The following is an 18,881-nucleotide window of genomic DNA, read 5'->3' on the forward strand; positions in this document are numbered from 1 at the left end:
TCAACGGCTTTTTTAGGTCATCAATGTATCTATCATGAATAAATTCATAAAAAATATAATCGCTTTTTCATTAAAGAATAAAGCATTTACCTTTATCTGGGTAGCTATTTTGGCAATTGCCGGATTTATAAGTTTCAAAAATATGCCTATCGAAGCTTTTCCGGATGTTACCAATACCCAGATTGTAATCATTACCCAATGGAATGGGCGTAGTGCAGAAGAAGTAGAACGCTTTGTTACTACCCCCATAGAATTGGCCATGAGCCCGGTTCAGAAGAAAACCAGTGTAAGAAGTACCACCATGTTTGGCCTTTCCATTGTTAAGATTCTGTTTGATGATGGGGTGGATGATACTTTTGCCAGAAATCAGGTCAATAACCAATTAAGAACCATTAGCCTTCCTGACGAGGTAGACCCTGAAGTGCAACCACCCTACGGGCCAACCGGAGAAATTTTCAGATATACACTGGAAAGTAAGACGAAAGATTCCCGTAAACTGCTTACCCTGCAAAACTGGGTGATAGACCGTGCTTTGAGAGGAGTTCCCGGAGTAGCGGATATCAATGTTTTTGGTGGACAGGATAAAGTATTTGAATTGAGTATTGATCCCAGAGCACTGGATAAATATAATTTAACACCACTTCAGGTATATGATGCTGTTACCAAAGTAACCTGAATGTTGGAGGAGATGTCATTGAAAAAAATGGACAGGCTTATGTAGTAAGAGGGATAGGCTTAGTAAAATCTATTACAGATATCGGAAATATTACCATTCAGAATGACAGCGGAAACCCGGTTCTGGTAAAAAATGTGGCAGAAGTTCATGAAAGCTCTATGCCTAGAGTGGGGCAGGCAGCTTTGAATAATCATGATGATACGGTAGAAGGAATCGTTGTGATGAGAAAAGGAGAGAACCCAAGAGAAGTCTTGATAGGGGTAAAAGCTAAAATTAAAGAACTGAACGAGAAAATCCTTCCAAAAGATGTAAAAATGGTGACCTTCTACGATAGAGATAACCTGATGGATTTTACTACTAAAACTGTAATGCACAACCTGATTGAAGGAATTGTATTGGTAACGGTAATTGTTTTGATCTTTATGGCGGACTGGAGAACCACATTGATCGTTTCTATTATCATTCCTTTATCTCTATTGTTTGCCTTTTTATGTTTAAAATTGGCAGGGATGAGTGCAAACTTGCTTTCACTGGGAGCTGTAGACTTCGGGATTATCATTGACGGAGCCGTCGTCATGGTGGAAGGGCTCTTTGTAATGCTGGATCACAAGGCTCATAAATATGGAATGGAAAAATTCAATAAATTGGCAAAAGGAGGCTGGATCAAACAGACCGGAACGGGATTAGGAAAAGCTATTTTCTTCTCGAAACTGATTATTATTACCTCCCTGATTCCAATCTTCTCATTCCAGAAAGTGGAAGGGAAAATGTTCTCTCCTTTAGCATTTACTTTAGGATTCGCCCTGATAGGGGCATTGATATTTACATTAACATTGGTTCCTGTGCTTTCGCATATCCTTCTCAATAAAAATGTAAGAGAAAAAAATAACCCGTTTGTTAATTTCTGGGATAGAATTGTGTTAAAAGGTTTCAATCTTACTTTTAAGCATAAAAAAACGAGTATGATTGTTGCCATCTCATTCCTTGCAGTGACACTGTTTTCCGGAAAATTCCTTGGAACCGAATTCCTGCCACAGTTGAATGAAGGCTCCCTTTGGATCACTGCAGAAATGCCGATGAGTTCCTCTTTAAAAGAATCTCTGAAAACTGCAGATCTTTTGAAAAAAGACATTATGAGTTTCTCCGAGGTAACAGATGTTCTGGCACAGACAGGAAGAAGTAATGATGGTACAGACCCGAACGGATTCGGATTTGTACAGTTCGCGGTAAACCTTAAGCCAAGAGAAGAATGGAAACGGAAAATTACCTACGATGAACTTATTAATGAAATTGATAAAAAGCTGAGAAGCTATCAGGGAATTACCTTCAACTATTCGCAGCCGATTTCAGATAACGTAGCAGAAGCTGTAGCTGGTTTTAAAGCTGAAAATGGAATTAAGATCTATGGTGATAATTTAGAAACCTTGGATAAATTGGCTCACGAGATTTTGACAAAAATTAAAGATGTTGATGGAGTAAAAGATCCGGGAATCATTAAAAATATAGGCCAGCCGGAAGTAAGTGTCGTATTAGATAGAGATAAAATGGCTGCTTATGGGGTGATGCCGGCAGATGCACAAGCGGTATTGGAAATGGCTTTGGAGGGAAAACCGCTTCTGAAATGTTTGATGGAGAAAGAAAATTTCCGATCCGTCTCCGTTATTCACAGGAATACAGAACCAATGAAAATGATATTGCAGCATTGATGGTACCTACTCAGGATGGGGCAAAAATTCCTTTAAAAGAGATCAGTACTATTGTAAAAGATAATGGTGCCGCATTTATTTACAGAGATAATATTAAAAGATATATCGGAGTAAAATTCTCAATTCGTGACCGTGATTTGGGAGGTACTATTGCTGATGCACAGAAAAAAGTAGCAGCGATTGAGCTTCCGGATGGATATTCCGTAGGTTGGACAGGGCAGTTTGAAAACCAACAGCGTGCTTCACACAGATTGGCACAAGTAGTTCCGGTAAGTATTCTGATGATCTTTTTCCTTTTGTTTATCCTGTTTGGAAATATGAAGGATTCACTTCTTGTATTAGCGAATGTTCCGTTCGCTCTGATCGGAGGTATTATTGCCTTGCATGTTACTGGAATCAATTTTGGAATCTCTGCTGGAGTAGGAATGATTGCACTTCTGGGAATTTGTATACAAAATGGGGTGATTCTGATCACAGAATTTCACCAGAATGTTAAAAATGGACTGGATATAGATAATTCAATATTAACCGGAGTAAAATCAAGAACAAGGCCAGTGATCATGACGGCTCTTATGGCGTCCATCGGATTGATGCCGGCAGCCTTATCTACAGGAATCGGATCAGAATCACAAAAACCTTTAGCGATTGTAATTATTGGTGGATTGATAACCGCTACTGTGCTTACTTTGCTTATTTTCCCGATCATTTTCTGGATTTTTAACAGGCCTAAAAGGCTAAGTCAAGCCCGATAATCTTTCATTTTATATATTAATTGAGCCTGAAATATTCTGTATTTCAGGCTTTTCTGTAAAAGGAGTTGTAAAAGGTCTCAGAAAGATTTTTTCAATCCGGAAAAATGTGTAAATTTGCAGTCTCAATGCATCGAAATATAAGGTTTGTCCTTCATCGGATGAGAATATTGAAAGTTTTTTGAATAAAAAGTTTTTGGTATTTAAAAATTCATTATATTTGCACACCGAAAATTTGAAAAACAATAAATAAATAATTTTAAATCATGGCAAAGGAAACGTTTAATCGTAACAAACCACACTTGAACATTGGTACTATTGGTCACGTTGACCATGGTAAAACTACTCTTACAGCTGCTATTTCTGCTGTATTAGCTAGCAAAGGTCTTGCTGAGAAAAAAGACTTCTCTTCAATTGACTCTGCTCCAGAAGAAAAAGAAAGAGGGATCACTATCAATACTGCTCACATCGAGTACGAAACTGTAAAAAGACACTATGCTCACGTTGACTGTCCAGGTCACGCCGACTATGTTAAGAACATGGTAACTGGTGCTGCTCAGATGGATGGAGCTATCGTAGTATGTGCTGCAACTGATGGTCCAATGCCTCAAACTAGAGAACATATCCTACTTTGCCGTCAGGTAAACGTACCTAAGATCGTTGTTTTCATGAACAAAGTTGACATGGTGGATGATCCAGAATTGTTAGAGCTTGTTGAAATGGAACTTAGAGATCTATTAGCTACTTATGACTTTGATGGAGATAACTCTCCAGTAATTCAAGGTTCAGCTCTTGGAGCACTTACTGCAGCTACTAACGGTGACTCAGAAGATAAGTGGTTCAAAACTGTTGAAGAATTAATGGATGCAGTTGATGAGTGGATCGACGAGCCAGTAAGAGATACTGATAAGCCATTCTTGATGCCAATCGAAGACGTATTCTCTATTACAGGTAGAGGTACTGTAGCAACTGGTAGAATTGAAGCTGGTGTTATCAACACTGGAGATCCAGTTGATATCGTTGGTATGGGTGAAGAAAAATTAACTTCTACAATTACAGGAGTTGAGATGTTCAGAAAAATCCTAGACAGAGGTGAAGCTGGTGATAACGTAGGTCTATTGTTGAGAGGTATTGAAAAAACTGACATCAAGAGAGGTATGGTAATCGCTAAGAAAGATTCTGTGAAACCACACAAAAAATTCAAAGCATCTGTTTATATCCTTTCTAAAGAAGAAGGTGGACGTCACACTCCATTCCACAACAAGTACCGTCCTCAGTTCTACGTAAGAACTACTGACGTTACAGGTGAGATCTTCTTACCAGAAGGTGTAGAAATGGTAATGCCTGGTGATAACTTAGAGATCACTGTAGAATTGTTACAACCAATCGCTCTTAACGAGGGTCTTAGATTCGCGATCAGAGAAGGTGGTAGAACAGTTGGTTCAGGTCAGGTTACTGAAATCTTAGACTAATCATCTTAAATAAATTAAGCTTCCGAAAGGAAACTCTCGGAAGCTTTTTAACTACGGGCATCGTCCAATGGTAGGATACCGGTCTCCAAAACCGTTGATCAGGGTTCGAATCCTTGTGCCCGTGCAAATATAAATTATGAGTTCATTTGTCGATTTTTTAAAAGGTTCTTATAACGAATTCAGACATAAGGTTGAATGGCCAAAATGGGCTGACCTTCAGTCGTCTACTATTGTAGTGACTATTGCGACAGTGATTCTGGCATTATTTACCTTTGGAGTTGATGAATTGTTTTCTAAATCAATCAGCAACATCATTGGAATGCTAATCAACGTGTTCAACTAATTAAAAAGTATTTTCCCATAATGAGCGAATTGAAATGGTATGTGCTGAAAGCTATCAGCGGACAGGAAAATAAAGTGAAAAACTATATTGAGACAGAAATCAAACGTCTAGGGTTTGAGCAGTATGTTACTCAAGTGGTTATTCCTATGGAAAAGGTAATTCAAATTAGAAACGGTAAGAAAGTTCCTAAAGAAAAACCTTACTATCCTGGATACTTGATGATCGAAGCTGAGTTGATGGGAGAAATTCCACACGTTATCAAAAACATTCCTGGAGTTATTTCTTTCTTAAGTTTAACAAAAGGTGGCGATCCTGTTCCCATGAGAAAATCAGAAGTGAACAGAATGCTTGGAAGAATGGATGAACTTTCAGAATTTGCAAGCGATGTTGAAATTCCGTATGTAGTAGGTGAAAACGTAAAAGTGATCGATGGTCCTTTCAACGGATTCAATGGTACGGTTGAGAAGATTCTTGAAGACAAAAAGAAAATTGAAGTTTCTGTATTGATCTTCGGTAGAAAAACTCCAATGGAACTAAGCTACATGCAAGTAGAAAAAGTATAATATTTACTTATATAAAATATAAAAAGACTGCTATTAAGCGGTCTTTTTTTGTTGATAATATATAATAAATAAATCCGGTGTGATTGAGAATGGATTCAATGCCTTTATCCAATTTTCTTCTATGTATTATTTTATTTCAGAAGTATCTTCCTAAGAGAACTATTATTTTTAGTTTATCCGGAATTCATTTAATACTTCCATACCAGATTACACTTCCCCAATTGCATTGTTTCAACCCAAGATCAATATATTAATTGAATAAAAATAGATTAATATTGAGTGGGCTTCAACGAATTTTTTCTGCGATAATTAATTATTGATAAAAATACATTTGTTTTCATCTCTATTATTTTATTTTTTATAATTTTTTAAATATTTTTTTACTGAAAATGTAAAATTGAATTCTCCGTTATTTACTTCTATAGAGTACTTTGCTCATGGGTAATACTCACTTTTGTGGGAGAATTAGTGAATTGTCTGCTATTAAGCTTTATTTCTATAGAATTATTCCCTTTTCATGGCATGTTTCTTGCAACTTATGCTGAGTTAACCCATAAAACTTTTTGTTTATCTCACAAAGTGCACTGTCTACAGATGCGCAATACGTTTTTAATGTTTTTAGACTTAAACATTAAATGGGATGCGAGAATATGGGGAACAAAAACTTATAGCAAACACATAACGGACAATGACAAAAATTATTTCGATGATCCTATTATTAGGTTCAGCAGTATATATGAATGCCCAAGTTGGTATTAATACTGCAAAACCCGAAAAGGAACTGACTGTAAACGGTACGATGAAGACATCCGGTATTGTTTTCAAAAAGCCCATGGAAAAACTGGGTGCTGATGAAAATTATACTTTTATTATCAAATCTCCGGCACCCGAGAATAAAATAACGGCATACAATGATACCTTTGTACCGAATTCACCGGCGCCGATCAACATTATTCAATTTAAAATTACTTGTGATCCTTCAGATAAGGATTGGGTAAATGAGTTTGATACCAAAATCAATTCTAAAAAGTTTCTTGTAGTAATTTCTTCTTTCGGATTTACTCAACCGGTAAGAACAAATACTGGAGACTGGCTGACTCCGGTTCCTCAAATATTTGCGTATTCATCAGGTACAACCTGGAAACTAAAGGCAGATTATGAAGGATTCTCTCCAAGTTCAAATTTGCCAACTGGAGAATGGACACTTAATTTACTTGTTTACGACAGATCTTATGCAAAAGAATTCAACTCGACTCAGGATCTTAAGTCTTCTACCACAGGTGCAGCAGCAGCTCCTTTAATTCAATAAAAACACAGTAATGAAAAAAATTATAACAACATTTTTTGTAGCGCTTGCTTCTTTAGGCCTGAAAGCACAAGTAGGAATTAATACAGCCAATCCAAAAGGAACTCTTGATGTAGAAGGAGAAACGCTGGTAGAATCTTATCTGATAGATACTGAAAATGCTACAGCAAGAGGAAATTATTTACTACTTACCCGATCAAAAGATACCTCTCCTATAGGTAAAGTAAAGCTGCTAGACATTACCCTTCGTAATGTGGCACCTGTAAATATGTATAAGGTAGTTCTTAAAAATGTAAAACAAGACGAAGTAATTAATCTGAATACAGGCTTAGATGCAGACAAATATGTGGTTGCTATTACAGGAGCTGTTTTTTCTGATGCAGTGTCTGCGACTACTACTTCTACTTCAAGATTGTATGGAGCATATTCTACTGAAGTAACCAAAGTACAGAAAGGGGGAAAAACTTTTCAGGCAATTAATTTAAGTTTTAAGGGAGCAGGAACAGTATCTGCACAAAATGGAACATGGACGCTTACTTTAAATGTATTTGAAAAATCTTTGATAAAAGACTGGGGAACATTTACAGGTTCAGTATCTGCATCGGCATCTTTTTCAGGAGTATCTACTAATACGCCTCTTGGGCTTCAATAATAAAACATGATAAGAAAAATTTATATTACGATGATGATAGGGCTGGGTGTCTTTTTTAATGCCCAGACTGGTAAAGTGGGAATCAAAACAGATAAACCCACAGAAACACTCGATGTAAACGGAAAAACATATACCAATTCTCTATATCTTAGAAATCCGGGAGAACCGACAATGACGGGAGGAAGCTTCTTGGCAACATCAGAAAATGCATTACAGCTCTATGATCCAAATTTGGAAAGCAGCGGCTTATTCAACTATATAAAGCTTACCCTTACCAATGTTTCTGGGGCGGGAATTGCAGATTATGATACTAAAATAGATGCCAATAATTTCCTGGTTGTGCTTCATAATTATTCTTTTAAGCTTAATAATGGGAATACCAATGTTATGCTTGATTATGGAGACAATGGAGTAAATGATAACAAACAAGGATCTCCAGATGTAGTAGCATTTAAAAGTAATGGAACCTGGCATATCAGAGCAAAATTTACAGACAGTAGAATTATTGCCAATATATCAGGCGGTCCATCCAGAACTTACAATAATTTTACCGTAGACCTTTATCTGATGGCTTATAAAAGGCTTATCACAAAGCATAATATTAATGATATTAATGCAGACCTGAAGGGAAGTGATGGATCAGCCCAAACGATTGATAAACCTTCCGGGTTTTAAAACAGCAAAATACAAAAAAGTATAAGGGAAAAGCCAGACTATTGAAGAGTAGTCTGGCTTTTTATTGTAATTATCATCACATAGTATGTGAAATATGTTTTAGTTTATTAGGTGTAATTGATCATTATTTATTGTTTTCTCAAATGATTTTATAATTTTATATGGAATTATACTAAAAATGGGGAAACGATTGCCTTTTATATGGTTGTTATTATCATTTGTCCTGTGTTTTGGACAGAAGAAAGAATATAAACACTATATGAATACTGCCGATGAGCTCAAGTACAAAGATTGGAAAAAGGCCGAAGTTAATATACAGCAAGCAAGAAAAAGTGTTGCTGATCATGATTTGGGAGATTTTTATCTGGAAGCAGCAAAAATTTACAGCGATGTCAATTACTTTGATCTTGCATTAAATTATTCCAATAAGGCCTATCATCTGTTTTTGGATAAGGATGCAGAAAAAGTGGCCAAAATAGATGGAATTTTTGCTTACACCTACTCACAACTTAATGATACCAAAAAAGCCATTACTTATTATAAGAAACTTTTGAATTTTTATCAGAAACAAAAACGAAAGGTAGAAACCATTAAAGCTCTTAATAATTTAGGAAACGCTTACCTTGTTTTATCGAAATTGGATTCATCCAGATATTATTTTGAAGAAGGTTTGAAGACTTTTGAAACATATGATAATCCGGTTTTAAAAGCTTTTGTTTTTTCAAACTTTGGGAAGCTTAATTTTTTGGAAGGAAACAATATCAAAGCAGAAGATTATTTATTGGAAGCTGCTAATATTCTAAAGAAAAATTCTATTGAAGATCATAAATCAAACTACCAGGTCAATTATAACCTGGCCAACTTCTATATCGAAACACAAAATCCAGTCAAAGCTTTGCATTATGCTCAAGATGTGAGAAACTATATAACAACGGATGGAGTCAACTTTGATAATACCAATTATTTGAGAACCTTATATAAGGCTTATGAGCTCAATAAAGATTATAAGCATTCTTCAGAAACTTTTAGAAAATATGATTCTATTCGGGATCTGTTGAATATAGAAGAGAAAGCCGTAAATGTAGAACGATTGAAGATACAGCATGATTATGAACTCCAGAAAAGGCTCGATACAATAGAGCAGGATAGAAAAAATATGCTGTATGTGGTCATGGGTATTATTCTTCTATTGATTTTGATAATCAGTATTTTACTGCTCGTTAACTTCAGGAACAAAGCTGAGAAACTTCGCCTCGAGAAAAAACTGATAGAAAACCGTGAAAAGCAGCTCGAAATAGACAATCAGATGAAAGAAAAAATGCTGGTGTACAAGTCTATGGAACAATCAAAAATAGAAGAAATCTTTAAATCGCTGCTGGAGCAAGTAAATGTTTTGAAATCCAAACTTAAAGATAGTGAGATCAATGAAGTTTCCAGAATCATCAACGACATTAAGCTGAATACCAAACACGACTCATGGGGAGATTTTGAATACCATTTCCTGAATATTCATGAATCATTTTATGAAAATCTAGATCGTAGACATCCCGGATTAACCAATTATGATAAACGATTGGCGGCCATGCTGAAACTGAAGCTATCCACAAAAGAAATTTCAAATTTGTTGAATGTAACACCTAAAACCATCGAAAATTCAAGAACCCGTTTGAGAAAAAAAATGAATCTTACCAATACAAAAGAAGATCTTGCTCAATATTTGAATGAATTGTAATTTATTGTTTTGTAGGTGTTTGTGTTTAAGTGTGTGGTAATGATGTGGTGCTTTCGTTTCGTTATGTGGTAATTGTGTGTGTGATTTTTCATAAGGTTGGAAGACATTGTATTCCTTTGTCTTCTATTTAAAACAATACCACTATGAAAAAATTACTTACTCTTTTTGTTAGCCTTTCAATAGGCTTTATTGGAAAAGCACAATGGAATCCAGTGTTGGATCAAAATCTCTTGGTGACCAATGCAGGGTCATCTTCTTTTGCCGAAACAACCAGTGATGGAAAGACATATATAGGATATTGGAAAAACGTACCGGCACCTGTGAATTTTGAACTTTGGGTTCAGATTCTGGATAAGAATGGGAGTAAACTGCTAGGTGCACAAGGAATTAAAGTTTCTGATCAAATTCCAATGGGAACCTATACAGTTGTGGAAAAGACAGCAGTTGATGCATCAGATAATCTTTATATAGGTGTGACAGGAACCGGGGCGGGAACGCCTGGATATATTTTTAAAATTACTCCAGATGGTACATCGGTTTGGCCGAGTGGAATTAGCTTGGGAGAAGCTTATTTACCTACAATTTTGCCACTGCTTGATGGAAATATTGTGGTGGGATATTTTCCACCAAGTCAAAAATATGCGAAAGTACAGATGTTTAATCCTGCCGGACAGCCTATGTGGGCAAATCCTACTCAGATAATTTCAGATGATCCTGCTAAAAATACAATTCCAGCCGATCTTTTTAAATTGTCAGGGAATGTGTGTGAGCTTATTTTCCATAAACAAGTGTCGTTTGGAACGACAAGCTATTTGTTTGCCAATAAAATAAATTTACAAAACGGAACTTTAATGTGGGATGGTGCTAAGCAGATTACTGCTAAATCTACCTCTTATAATGCAAGATATTCAGGAGCTGTAGATGGAGATGTGGTGTATTATGGGTATAGTACAGGTGAAAATATGAGGTTCGACGGATATCTTCAAAGAGTTAATCCGGATAGTTCTCTTCCATGGGGTGTTTCCGGAGTAGACTTTGATACCAATCAGACTTATTTTGAAAAAGATATGAAAATTGCTTTCGAATCCGGATCTCCTTACATCTGGTCGATTGCAAATTATAGTTCATCTTCCCAGGGAGAGAATGGCGAGTTTGTTCAGAAGTTTGATAAAATTTCGGGCAGTAGGTTATTTACTGATAATGCCAAACAAGTATTTCCTGTAGATAATACATCGATGTTCCATTATAGTAATTTACAATTGGTAAATGATCAGCCGTATTTTGTAGTACAGAAAAAAGAAGGAACTGCACTCAATGTATCTCTAAATGCTGTTCTGCTTAGAGATAATGGTGATTTCCAATGGCCTGAACACTATCTTCCGATGGCTACTTTTCCTGCTTCTAAAGCCTATACAACTGTATTGAAACCTATAAACGGACAAGGAGTTATTGTGTTTAAAGAATCTAAAAATACAGAAGGAGCAGATTCAGGGATCTATGTACAGAATCTGGTTTTGCCTAATGGTACAATGGGAACCCGTGATATTTCAGGAAAAGAATCTAATATTAAACTTTATCCGAATCCGGCAGTAGATTTTATCCATATAGATGGATTGAAAGATCAGGATTTCAAAATTTATAACACAGCCGGGCAGTTGGTGAAATCCGGATTGATGAAACAGGGGATCATTGATGTTAAAGATTTGATAAAAGGAGCTTTTATTCTAAAAGTAAAAGAAAAAGAAGGAAGTATGAAGTTTATTAAGAAGTAATTTTCATCATAGTAATAGTTTAAGGGGAAGTAGGGGAGCAGATATCTGTTCCCCTTTTCTTGATGGGATAGCGATATATGTTTACTACGATTAAAATTTGAAATAAGAACTTCTGAATATCAATTATTTTTTTTAAACTTTTTAAAAATCAGCAATATCCGTTTGTAGTTTCAAAAATATTTTATACTTTTGCAGTCCAAAAAGTAGGCTTGTCATAAGTGAGTGCGATAACCTACTGAATAATAAATGCTTCCAAACTCATTAATTATTCAAATTTAAAAAACAAACAATGGCTAAAAAAGTCTTTAAAATGGTAAAGCTTCAGGTGAAAGGTGGCGCAGCTAACCCTTCTCCACCAGTAGGTCCAGCATTGGGTTCTGCAGGTGTGAACATCATGGAGTTTTGTAAGCAATTTAACGGAAGAACCCAAGATAAGCCAGGGCAAGTTTTACCTGTAGTAATTACAGTATACGAAGACAAATCTTTTGAATTCGTTATCAAAACTCCACCTGCAGCGATCCAGTTAATGGATGCAGCTAAGATCAAGGGAGGTTCTGGTGAACCAAATAGAAACAAAGTAGGTGCTGTAACTTGGGAACAAGTAAAGAAAATCGCTGAAGATAAAATGGCGGATCTTAACTGTTTTACAATGGACTCTGCAGTTTCTATGGTTGCAGGTACTGCTAGATCTATGGGATTAAGAGTAACAGGAACTAAACCAACTTTTAACGCTTAAAACTATTAGAAATGGCAAAATTGACTAAAAAGCAAAAGGAAGCTTTAAGCAAAGTAGAAAAAGGAAGAATCTATAACCTTGAAGAAGGTTCAGCTCTTGTAAAAGAAGTGAACACTGCAAAGTTTGATGCTTCTGTAGATATCGCTGTAAGATTAGGTGTAGACCCAAGAAAAGCAAACCAAATGGTAAGAGGTGTTGTATCTCTTCCTCACGGTACTGGTAAAGATGTTAAAGTTTTGGCTTTAGTAACTCCAGATAAAGAAGCAGAAGCTAAAGCTGCTGGTGCTGATTATGTAGGTCTAGACGAATATTTACAGAAAATTAAAGATGGTTGGACAGATGTTGACGTTATCGTTACAATGCCAGCTGTAATGGGTAAATTAGGTCCATTAGGTAGAGTATTAGGTCCAAGAGGTTTAATGCCTAACCCTAAGTCAGGAACTGTAACTATGGAAATTGGTAAAGCAGTAACTGAGGTGAAAGCAGGTAAAATTGATTTCAAAGTAGACAAGTATGGTATCATCCACGCTGGTATTGGTAAAGTATCTTTCGATGCTGCTAAGATCAAAGAAACGCGCAGGAATTGATCTCTACATTGATCAAAATGAAGCCAACTGCTGCTAAAGGAACTTATGTGAAGTCTATCTATTTGTCTTCTACAATGAGCCCAGGTATTGCAATTGATACTAAATCTGTTAACTAATAATAATCCTTAAGACAATGACAAAAGACCAAAAAGTTGTAGCAATACAAGAGATCAAAGATTTGCTTCAGGATGCAAAAGTAGTATACGTAGCAGATTTAGACGGTTTGAACGCAGGTAAATCTTCAGATTTCAGAAGACAGGCTTTCAAGCAAAATATCAAAGTGAAAGTTGTAAAAAATACACTTTTACAAAAAGCGATGGAGCAAATTGAAGGAGTAGATTACTCTGAAATGTTCCCATCTTTCAAAGGAAACTCAGCATTAATGATTGCTGAAACAGCTAACGCTCCTGCGAAACTTATCCAAGGATTCAGAAAGAAAGAAGAAAAGCCAGCTTTAAAGTCTGCTTTTGTTCAAGAAGCTTTCTATATTGGTGACAACAACCTAGACACATTGGCTAACATCAAGTCTAGAGAAGAAATGATCGGTGAAATCATCGGATTACTTCAGTCTCCAATCCAGAGAGTTGTTTCTGCTCTTCAAAACAAACCTGAAACTGTAGAAGCTAAAGCTGAAGAAGCTGCTCCTGTAGTTGAAGAAACTCCTGCTGCTGAAGCTCCAGAAGCTGCTGCAGAAAGCACTGAAGAAACAAGTGCTGAATAATTATACTCAAAAAATTAAATAAATAATCAACAAAAACATTACAACAATGTCAGATTTAAAAAATTTAGCTGAAACGCTAGTAAACCTAACTGTAAAAGACGTAAACGAATTAGCTACTATCCTTAAGGATGAGTACGGAATTGAGCCAGCTGCTGCTGCTGTAGTAGTTGCTGCAGGTGGTGCAGGTGAAGCTGCTGAAGAAAAGACTGAATTCGACGTAATTCTTAAGTCTGCAGGTGCTTCTAAATTAGCTATCGTTAAATTAGTAAAAGATTTAACTGGTGCTGGTCTTAAAGAAGCTAAAGATATCGTAGATGGTGCTCCTTCTGCAATCAAAGAAGGTGTTTCTAAAGACGAAGCTGAAGCGCTTAAGAAGCAATTAGAAGAAGCTGGTGCTGAAGTAGAATTGAAATAATTTCAATTTTATTATAAATATAAGAAGCCTGAGCATTTGCTCAGGCTTTTTTATTGGGTAAAACTCATCAACTTTGCATTTTATTTTTAAATGTATTTGAATATTTTTACGACCTATTTGATAATATTTTGTTATTATTATTTATTTAATAAAAATTAACGTAATATATTATTTTTATTCTTCTGTTTTGATATTTTTAGTGTATTTTTTTTATTAAAACATTGTTTTGTTTGAAAAAGTATTATATTTGTACTAACAAAAAACACAACATAATTGGATAGAAATTATTTTCTTTCCTACGGTCAAATAGTATTTCTATTGCTACTGTCGACTGTAGGAAGACTAAACGCAAGGATTATATCTTCTACGATCAGTACTTCTGAACTGCATCATATAGATATCAATGATTCTGATCTTTACCTGCTATCTGATATATTTTCACAGGAATTAATAAGCCCTGTGGGATGCAGGACGTATCATCATAAAAAACTGAATGATGATTTTCAATATACCATATTTAATCACACTTTATCAGGCTCTATCAGTAACCAGAATACTCTATTCTCTATGAATAAAGTAAAGATTATCACTTTCTGGGATAAATGGCGGCTATTAGATCTAGTTGATGGCATAAGTATAATGACCACTATATCTAACACGTTGAAGAAGTTTTCTATAAACTCCTTTAAACTGGTTGATGGTTTTAAATTTATTATTAAGATCCCTGATAAACACAATATTATTTCTTAACCTATATTTCTCATTTTCCAATTCCAGGTAATTTTCTAATTCGTTTCATTTAATGTTTTAAATGAAATAAGTATTGGATTGCCCTTTCTAAAAAAACAAACACAAAAAAACAACAAATATCAAACTAAGAATGAAAAGCAAATTATTCACATTAGCACTTTTATCTGTCGGACTGACTATGTCTGCACAGGTTGGGATAAACACAGATAAACCTCAGGTTACTTTGGATGTGGTGGGTTTTCCATCAGACATTAATAAGCTGGATGGTGTTATTGCACCAAGACTTACGGGAGTACAGCTTAAAGCAAAAAATTATACTGCTGCTCACACTGGAGCAATAGTATATGTTACTTCTACTGAAACAGCTCCTACGGGACAAACAGTAGATGTTATAACACCTGGTTACTATTATTTTGATGGAACAAAATGGGGGAGTTTAAATGGAAATTGGCGTACGGTAGGAAATAGTGGTACAGTCGCTACTTCTTCAACGGTGGGGAAAGATATTTCTACCGGGAACTACTTGGGAACAAGCGATGGACAGAATCTGGTATTAGCCACTCAAAAAAATGTAAAAGCAATACTTGATGTAAACGGAACATTGCAAGGAGGAAATTCTAATAATGCGACAGGCTCTTATGCTGCTTTTTCCTGGGGATCCAATAATGCAACCAATTCTACCTCTTCCAATGTTGCAATCGGGAGAAATAATACAGCAACTGCTATTAATGCTAATTTTCCGGCTGTAGCTATTGGTGCTGATAATTTGGCGGCGAATGGGGCAAAGATTATTGGGAATTCCAATAATGCATCAGGAGCTAATCATCTTGTATTTGGAAATTCTAATACAGTTACGGGTACAGCAGGGCTTACGTTGGGGAACCAGCATAACAATAAAGGAGGAATTGCTATAGGAAGTGGGAATACAGTAGATCTAACAGTATTGCGTTGGGTTCTGCAAGTTCAGCGACTGGTGGGCTGGCTCTGGCTATAGGTTTTTCAGGAACGGCAGTGTCTGGGCAATCAGTATATGCTAATAAGTCACATGCATTTTTTAATATAACGAACGGAACGGATACAATTCTAGGAATTAACATGATCCCTACGGCTGATACTGCAACAGGAGCTGCTCTTCAGCTGAAAGGTATTGCTCCTTCTGGAACTAGCTGCTCCACTAAAGAAGAAGGCGCGCTCCGTTATAATTCTACGGCCAAAGTACATGAAGGATGTAACGGTACAGTATGGAGAGCTTTATACTAATTTAAATAAACACAAACCTTATAAAACAATAAAAAATGACCAAAAAATTATTCGAGAAACTAGCTGCAATGCTTATGACATTGATGATGTCTGCAATAGTATTTGCGCAGCAGGGCTATGAGCCAATCCGTGGGATGGGAGTAGAAGCAAAACCAGTAAACAATTCAGGGATTTGTTTGGCCTGTTATAATGGAAGTATGAATCCGGTGGTGGATGCCAGCCTGGATAACAGTGTAAATATGGGGAATTTTGCTTCCTTAATAAGTGGGAACGGAATCTCTGTGAAAAATAAAAATACTACTTATCCGGCAGGATATATTACAGGATTTAATGTAGACCTTGGGACAAGCTTTATTACAATTGATCTTTTAAGTTCACTAAGAATTAGTACTTATAAAAACGGTATTCTTCAGGAAACCACTACCAACAGTACTCTTTTATCTGTGCCAGCATTTGGCGGAAGTAAAAATAGAATATTCTTGCACTTTAAGACTTCTAAAGAGTTTGATGAAGTGAGATTGTATCAGACGAATGTTCTTTCCGTATTCAGTGCTATGAATGTGTATTACGCATTTGCATTTGATCCGGTAAAAGTACCTGTGGATAATAATGGCATTTGTGATGATATTATTGCCGGAAGCGGTGTAGATGGTAATGTATCGGGAAGCAGCAGTTTCCTTGCTCCTCTTTCTTATGTTCAGAATAAAGAAAATATCGGCGATGGGAATAAAAATTCTTTTGGCAAAATTGTACTTCCAATAGGGTTATTAGGATCCTATTCAGTAGGTGTTTTAGATAAAAATCAGGTATATCCTGCAGGAAACAGAACAGGATTTGTCATTGAACCGGATGATCAGGGTAAATTACTGAGTGCTGAGTTCTTAAAAAATATTACTATTGAAACTTATTTATTCGGACAGCTTCAGGATTCAAAACAGCTATCAGATGGCGGTGGGTTAATTAATATCAAAGTTCTTGGTTACGGTTCAGGAAAGCAAAAAGTTACTTTAACGACAACTAAGCCATTTAATGAAGTAAGATTAAAAATTACTCAGACTGTAGGATTCAACTTGGGAGCCCTTAAAGTGTATTATGCTTTTGAGGAGCCTATCTCTTGTGAATGTGATGATAAAATTCAGACCAGCGGTTCAGCGGTTCCTGGAAATTTGGTGACGGGATCTAGCTGGACATCAGGACCTGGATTTCTCGGTCTTATTTTGGCTAAAATGACAAATCCACAGGCCATTGTGGATAACAATCCATCCAATTATGCGACAGCAACAATTCCGGCTGCATCTATCTTCAGTATCTTTTCTGCATTTGCAACAGTAAGCAGTAATAGTGTGCTTCCTGCTAATACAATGGCTGGATTTACCGTAGAGAAAGCAGGAAACCTACTTGGGGTAAGTGTTCTTGAAATATTACCGTGACATTATATAACGGAAATACGGTTACAGACAACTTTACAAGCTCAGGCAGTCTTATCAGTGGAAATTTCTTTACCACAAACTCTAATAAATTTTATGTAGGAGGAAAGGCTACAAAACCTTTTAACAGAATGAAAATTACGTTCAATAGTGGAACAGCGGTTCGTATTCCTCAAAATTATTATATCTATAATGCGTTTGCCAGTAAAGATGATGATAATGATGGAGTTCCAAACTGCTTCGATCGTTGTCCTGGAGGAGATGATAGTATTGATAATAATGGTAATGGTATTCCGGATTGCGCAGAAGGTTGTACTGTGGTAAATGATAAATCGCCTACATTAGATACTGATGGGGATGGAATTGTGGATGCGTGTGATTTTGATTCCGATAACGACGGAATTCCAGATTCTATGGAAGATTTTGATAAAAATGCAAAATTTGAAGATGATGACCTGGAAGGAGATATATTAATTACTCCAATATTAGGAGATGCTATTCCAAATTATCGTGATCTTGATTCTGATAACGACGGAATTTTAGATCTGTTTGAATCAGGTATCCCAATTTCAGTGATCAATCAGATTGATGCAGATCATAATGGTATTATTGATAAAGGAGTTGCAGTAGGGAAAAATGGGTTAGCCGATATCTTGGAAACATATCCGGATTCAGGAACTTTAAAGTATCCAATTAAAAATACAGATGGAGATAATCTTCCGGACTTCCTGGATACCACTTCCAATGGTGCTGATTATGATTTGTATCAAATCGGAAAAGCTAATCTCGATACATTGGGCGGAGGGTTTATCTCTACAATTAATGATAATGATAAAGACGGTATTCAGGCTGTAGTTGATACAGATCTTGTGAAAAGAGGAGCTCCAAATTCTCCACTTTCCCCATATGCTTCTTTATTGAAAAACGGATTGGCAAGTTCTGGAAAAGCAGCAAAAGCTTCAGAAATAACAGAAACAGCTAATGACGTGAAGATCTATCCTAACCCTGTAAAAGCAGGAGAAAACCTTATGGTTACAGCATCAGAGGAAGGGACTTATACTTTATTCTCTGCGGAAGGGAAAGTAGTTAAGTCAGGTAAATTCTCTGCACGTACAGGTATTGAAACCTCTGTATTGCCTACGGGAATTTATATCATTACGATAGAAACTAAATCAGCTGTAAAATCTTATAAAGTTATTGTGAAATAATGATAGAAAATATCTTGTAAACCATTGGTAAGATGGTAGACACTATATAAGTGATGAGCCTGAGTTTTATACTCAGGCTTTTTTGTTATAAAAGCGAAGCAAAAGATTTCCTGTCTTTATGATTTTATGAT

General features: G+C 36.0%; 16 protein-coding genes, 1 tRNA gene and 2 pseudogenes. All 19 read left to right on the forward strand.

Annotated features, from left to right (window positions below):
• The first annotated feature begins 34 nt into the window (after nucleotides 1-34).
• A pseudogene (locus tag QWZ06_RS02520) lies at nucleotides 35-3,134 on the forward strand (efflux RND transporter permease subunit).
• 263 nt (nucleotides 3,135-3,397) lie between these two features.
• The gene (gene tuf / locus QWZ06_RS02525) at nucleotides 3,398-4,603 is read left to right on the forward strand and encodes an elongation factor Tu (protein WP_290295555.1); all 1,206 of its coding nucleotides are present in this window, start codon (nucleotides 3,398-3,400) and stop codon (nucleotides 4,601-4,603) included.
• Between the two features lie 53 nt (nucleotides 4,604-4,656).
• Nucleotides 4,657-4,727 (forward strand) — tRNA-Trp (locus QWZ06_RS02530).
• A gap of 12 nt (nucleotides 4,728-4,739) precedes the next feature.
• A complete protein-coding gene (gene secE, locus QWZ06_RS02535) occupies nucleotides 4,740-4,946 on the forward strand; it encodes a preprotein translocase subunit SecE (RefSeq protein WP_290295556.1) in 207 nt (68 codons plus the stop codon).
• A gap of 20 nt (nucleotides 4,947-4,966) precedes the next feature.
• Nucleotides 4,967-5,509: a transcription termination/antitermination protein NusG gene (gene nusG / locus QWZ06_RS02540; protein WP_115970243.1), complete on the forward strand. Its 543-nt coding sequence runs from the start codon at nucleotides 4,967-4,969 to the stop codon at nucleotides 5,507-5,509.
• A 688-nt stretch (nucleotides 5,510-6,197) separates the two neighbouring features.
• Nucleotides 6,198-6,818: a hypothetical protein gene (locus tag QWZ06_RS02545; protein ID WP_290295558.1), complete on the forward strand. Its 621-nt coding sequence runs from the start codon at nucleotides 6,198-6,200 to the stop codon at nucleotides 6,816-6,818.
• Between the two features lie 10 nt (nucleotides 6,819-6,828).
• Entirely contained in the window at nucleotides 6,829-7,467 is a 639-nt protein-coding gene (locus QWZ06_RS02550; RefSeq protein ID WP_290295559.1) for a hypothetical protein, read from the forward strand.
• 6 nt (nucleotides 7,468-7,473) lie between these two features.
• On the forward strand, nucleotides 7,474-8,142 hold the full coding sequence (locus QWZ06_RS02555; protein WP_290295560.1) for a hypothetical protein: 669 nt from the start codon (nucleotides 7,474-7,476) through the stop codon (nucleotides 8,140-8,142).
• Nucleotides 8,143-8,401: 259 nt separating this feature from the next.
• Nucleotides 8,402-9,874, forward strand: a complete 1,473-nt coding sequence (locus tag QWZ06_RS02560; RefSeq protein ID WP_290295561.1) for a LuxR C-terminal-related transcriptional regulator — start codon at nucleotides 8,402-8,404, stop codon at nucleotides 9,872-9,874.
• Between the two features lie 143 nt (nucleotides 9,875-10,017).
• On the forward strand, nucleotides 10,018-11,646 hold the full coding sequence (locus tag QWZ06_RS02565; protein WP_290295562.1) for a T9SS type A sorting domain-containing protein: 1,629 nt from the start codon (nucleotides 10,018-10,020) through the stop codon (nucleotides 11,644-11,646).
• 289 nt (nucleotides 11,647-11,935) lie between these two features.
• On the forward strand, nucleotides 11,936-12,382 hold the full coding sequence (gene rplK, locus QWZ06_RS02570; protein WP_045501113.1) for a 50S ribosomal protein L11: 447 nt from the start codon (nucleotides 11,936-11,938) through the stop codon (nucleotides 12,380-12,382).
• Between the two features lie 11 nt (nucleotides 12,383-12,393).
• Nucleotides 12,394-13,085: pseudogene (gene rplA / locus QWZ06_RS02575) on the forward strand (50S ribosomal protein L1).
• 17 nt (nucleotides 13,086-13,102) lie between these two features.
• The gene (rplJ, locus tag QWZ06_RS02580) at nucleotides 13,103-13,690 is read left to right on the forward strand and encodes a 50S ribosomal protein L10 (RefSeq protein WP_290295563.1); all 588 of its coding nucleotides are present in this window, start codon (nucleotides 13,103-13,105) and stop codon (nucleotides 13,688-13,690) included.
• A 46-nt stretch (nucleotides 13,691-13,736) separates the two neighbouring features.
• On the forward strand, nucleotides 13,737-14,105 hold the full coding sequence (rplL, locus tag QWZ06_RS02585; RefSeq protein ID WP_045501110.1) for a 50S ribosomal protein L7/L12: 369 nt from the start codon (nucleotides 13,737-13,739) through the stop codon (nucleotides 14,103-14,105).
• Nucleotides 14,106-14,423: 318 nt separating this feature from the next.
• Entirely contained in the window at nucleotides 14,424-14,855 is a 432-nt protein-coding gene (locus QWZ06_RS02590) for a hypothetical protein (protein WP_290295564.1), read from the forward strand.
• Nucleotides 14,856-14,985: 130 nt separating this feature from the next.
• Entirely contained in the window at nucleotides 14,986-15,849 is an 864-nt protein-coding gene (locus QWZ06_RS02595) for a phage tail-like protein (RefSeq protein WP_290295565.1), read from the forward strand.
• Complete coding sequence (locus QWZ06_RS02600) at nucleotides 15,804-16,115, forward strand: hypothetical protein (RefSeq protein ID WP_290295566.1); 312 nt, start codon at nucleotides 15,804-15,806, stop codon at nucleotides 16,113-16,115. Before QWZ06_RS02595 ends, QWZ06_RS02600 begins: the two co-directional genes overlap by 46 nt.
• A gap of 35 nt (nucleotides 16,116-16,150) precedes the next feature.
• Nucleotides 16,151-17,545: a hypothetical protein gene (locus QWZ06_RS02605; RefSeq protein ID WP_290295567.1), complete on the forward strand. Its 1,395-nt coding sequence runs from the start codon at nucleotides 16,151-16,153 to the stop codon at nucleotides 17,543-17,545.
• Nucleotides 17,542-18,750 (forward strand): T9SS type A sorting domain-containing protein, encoded by a 1,209-nt coding sequence (locus tag QWZ06_RS02610; RefSeq protein ID WP_290295568.1) that lies wholly within the window; start codon nucleotides 17,542-17,544, stop codon nucleotides 18,748-18,750. The genes QWZ06_RS02605 and QWZ06_RS02610 overlap by 4 nt, the downstream gene beginning before the upstream one ends.
• The last annotated feature ends 131 nt before the right edge of the window (nucleotides 18,751-18,881 follow it).

This window comes from Chryseobacterium tructae (assembly GCF_030409875.1).
GTDB classification, from domain to species: Bacteria; Bacteroidota; Bacteroidia; order Flavobacteriales; family Weeksellaceae; genus Chryseobacterium; species Chryseobacterium tructae.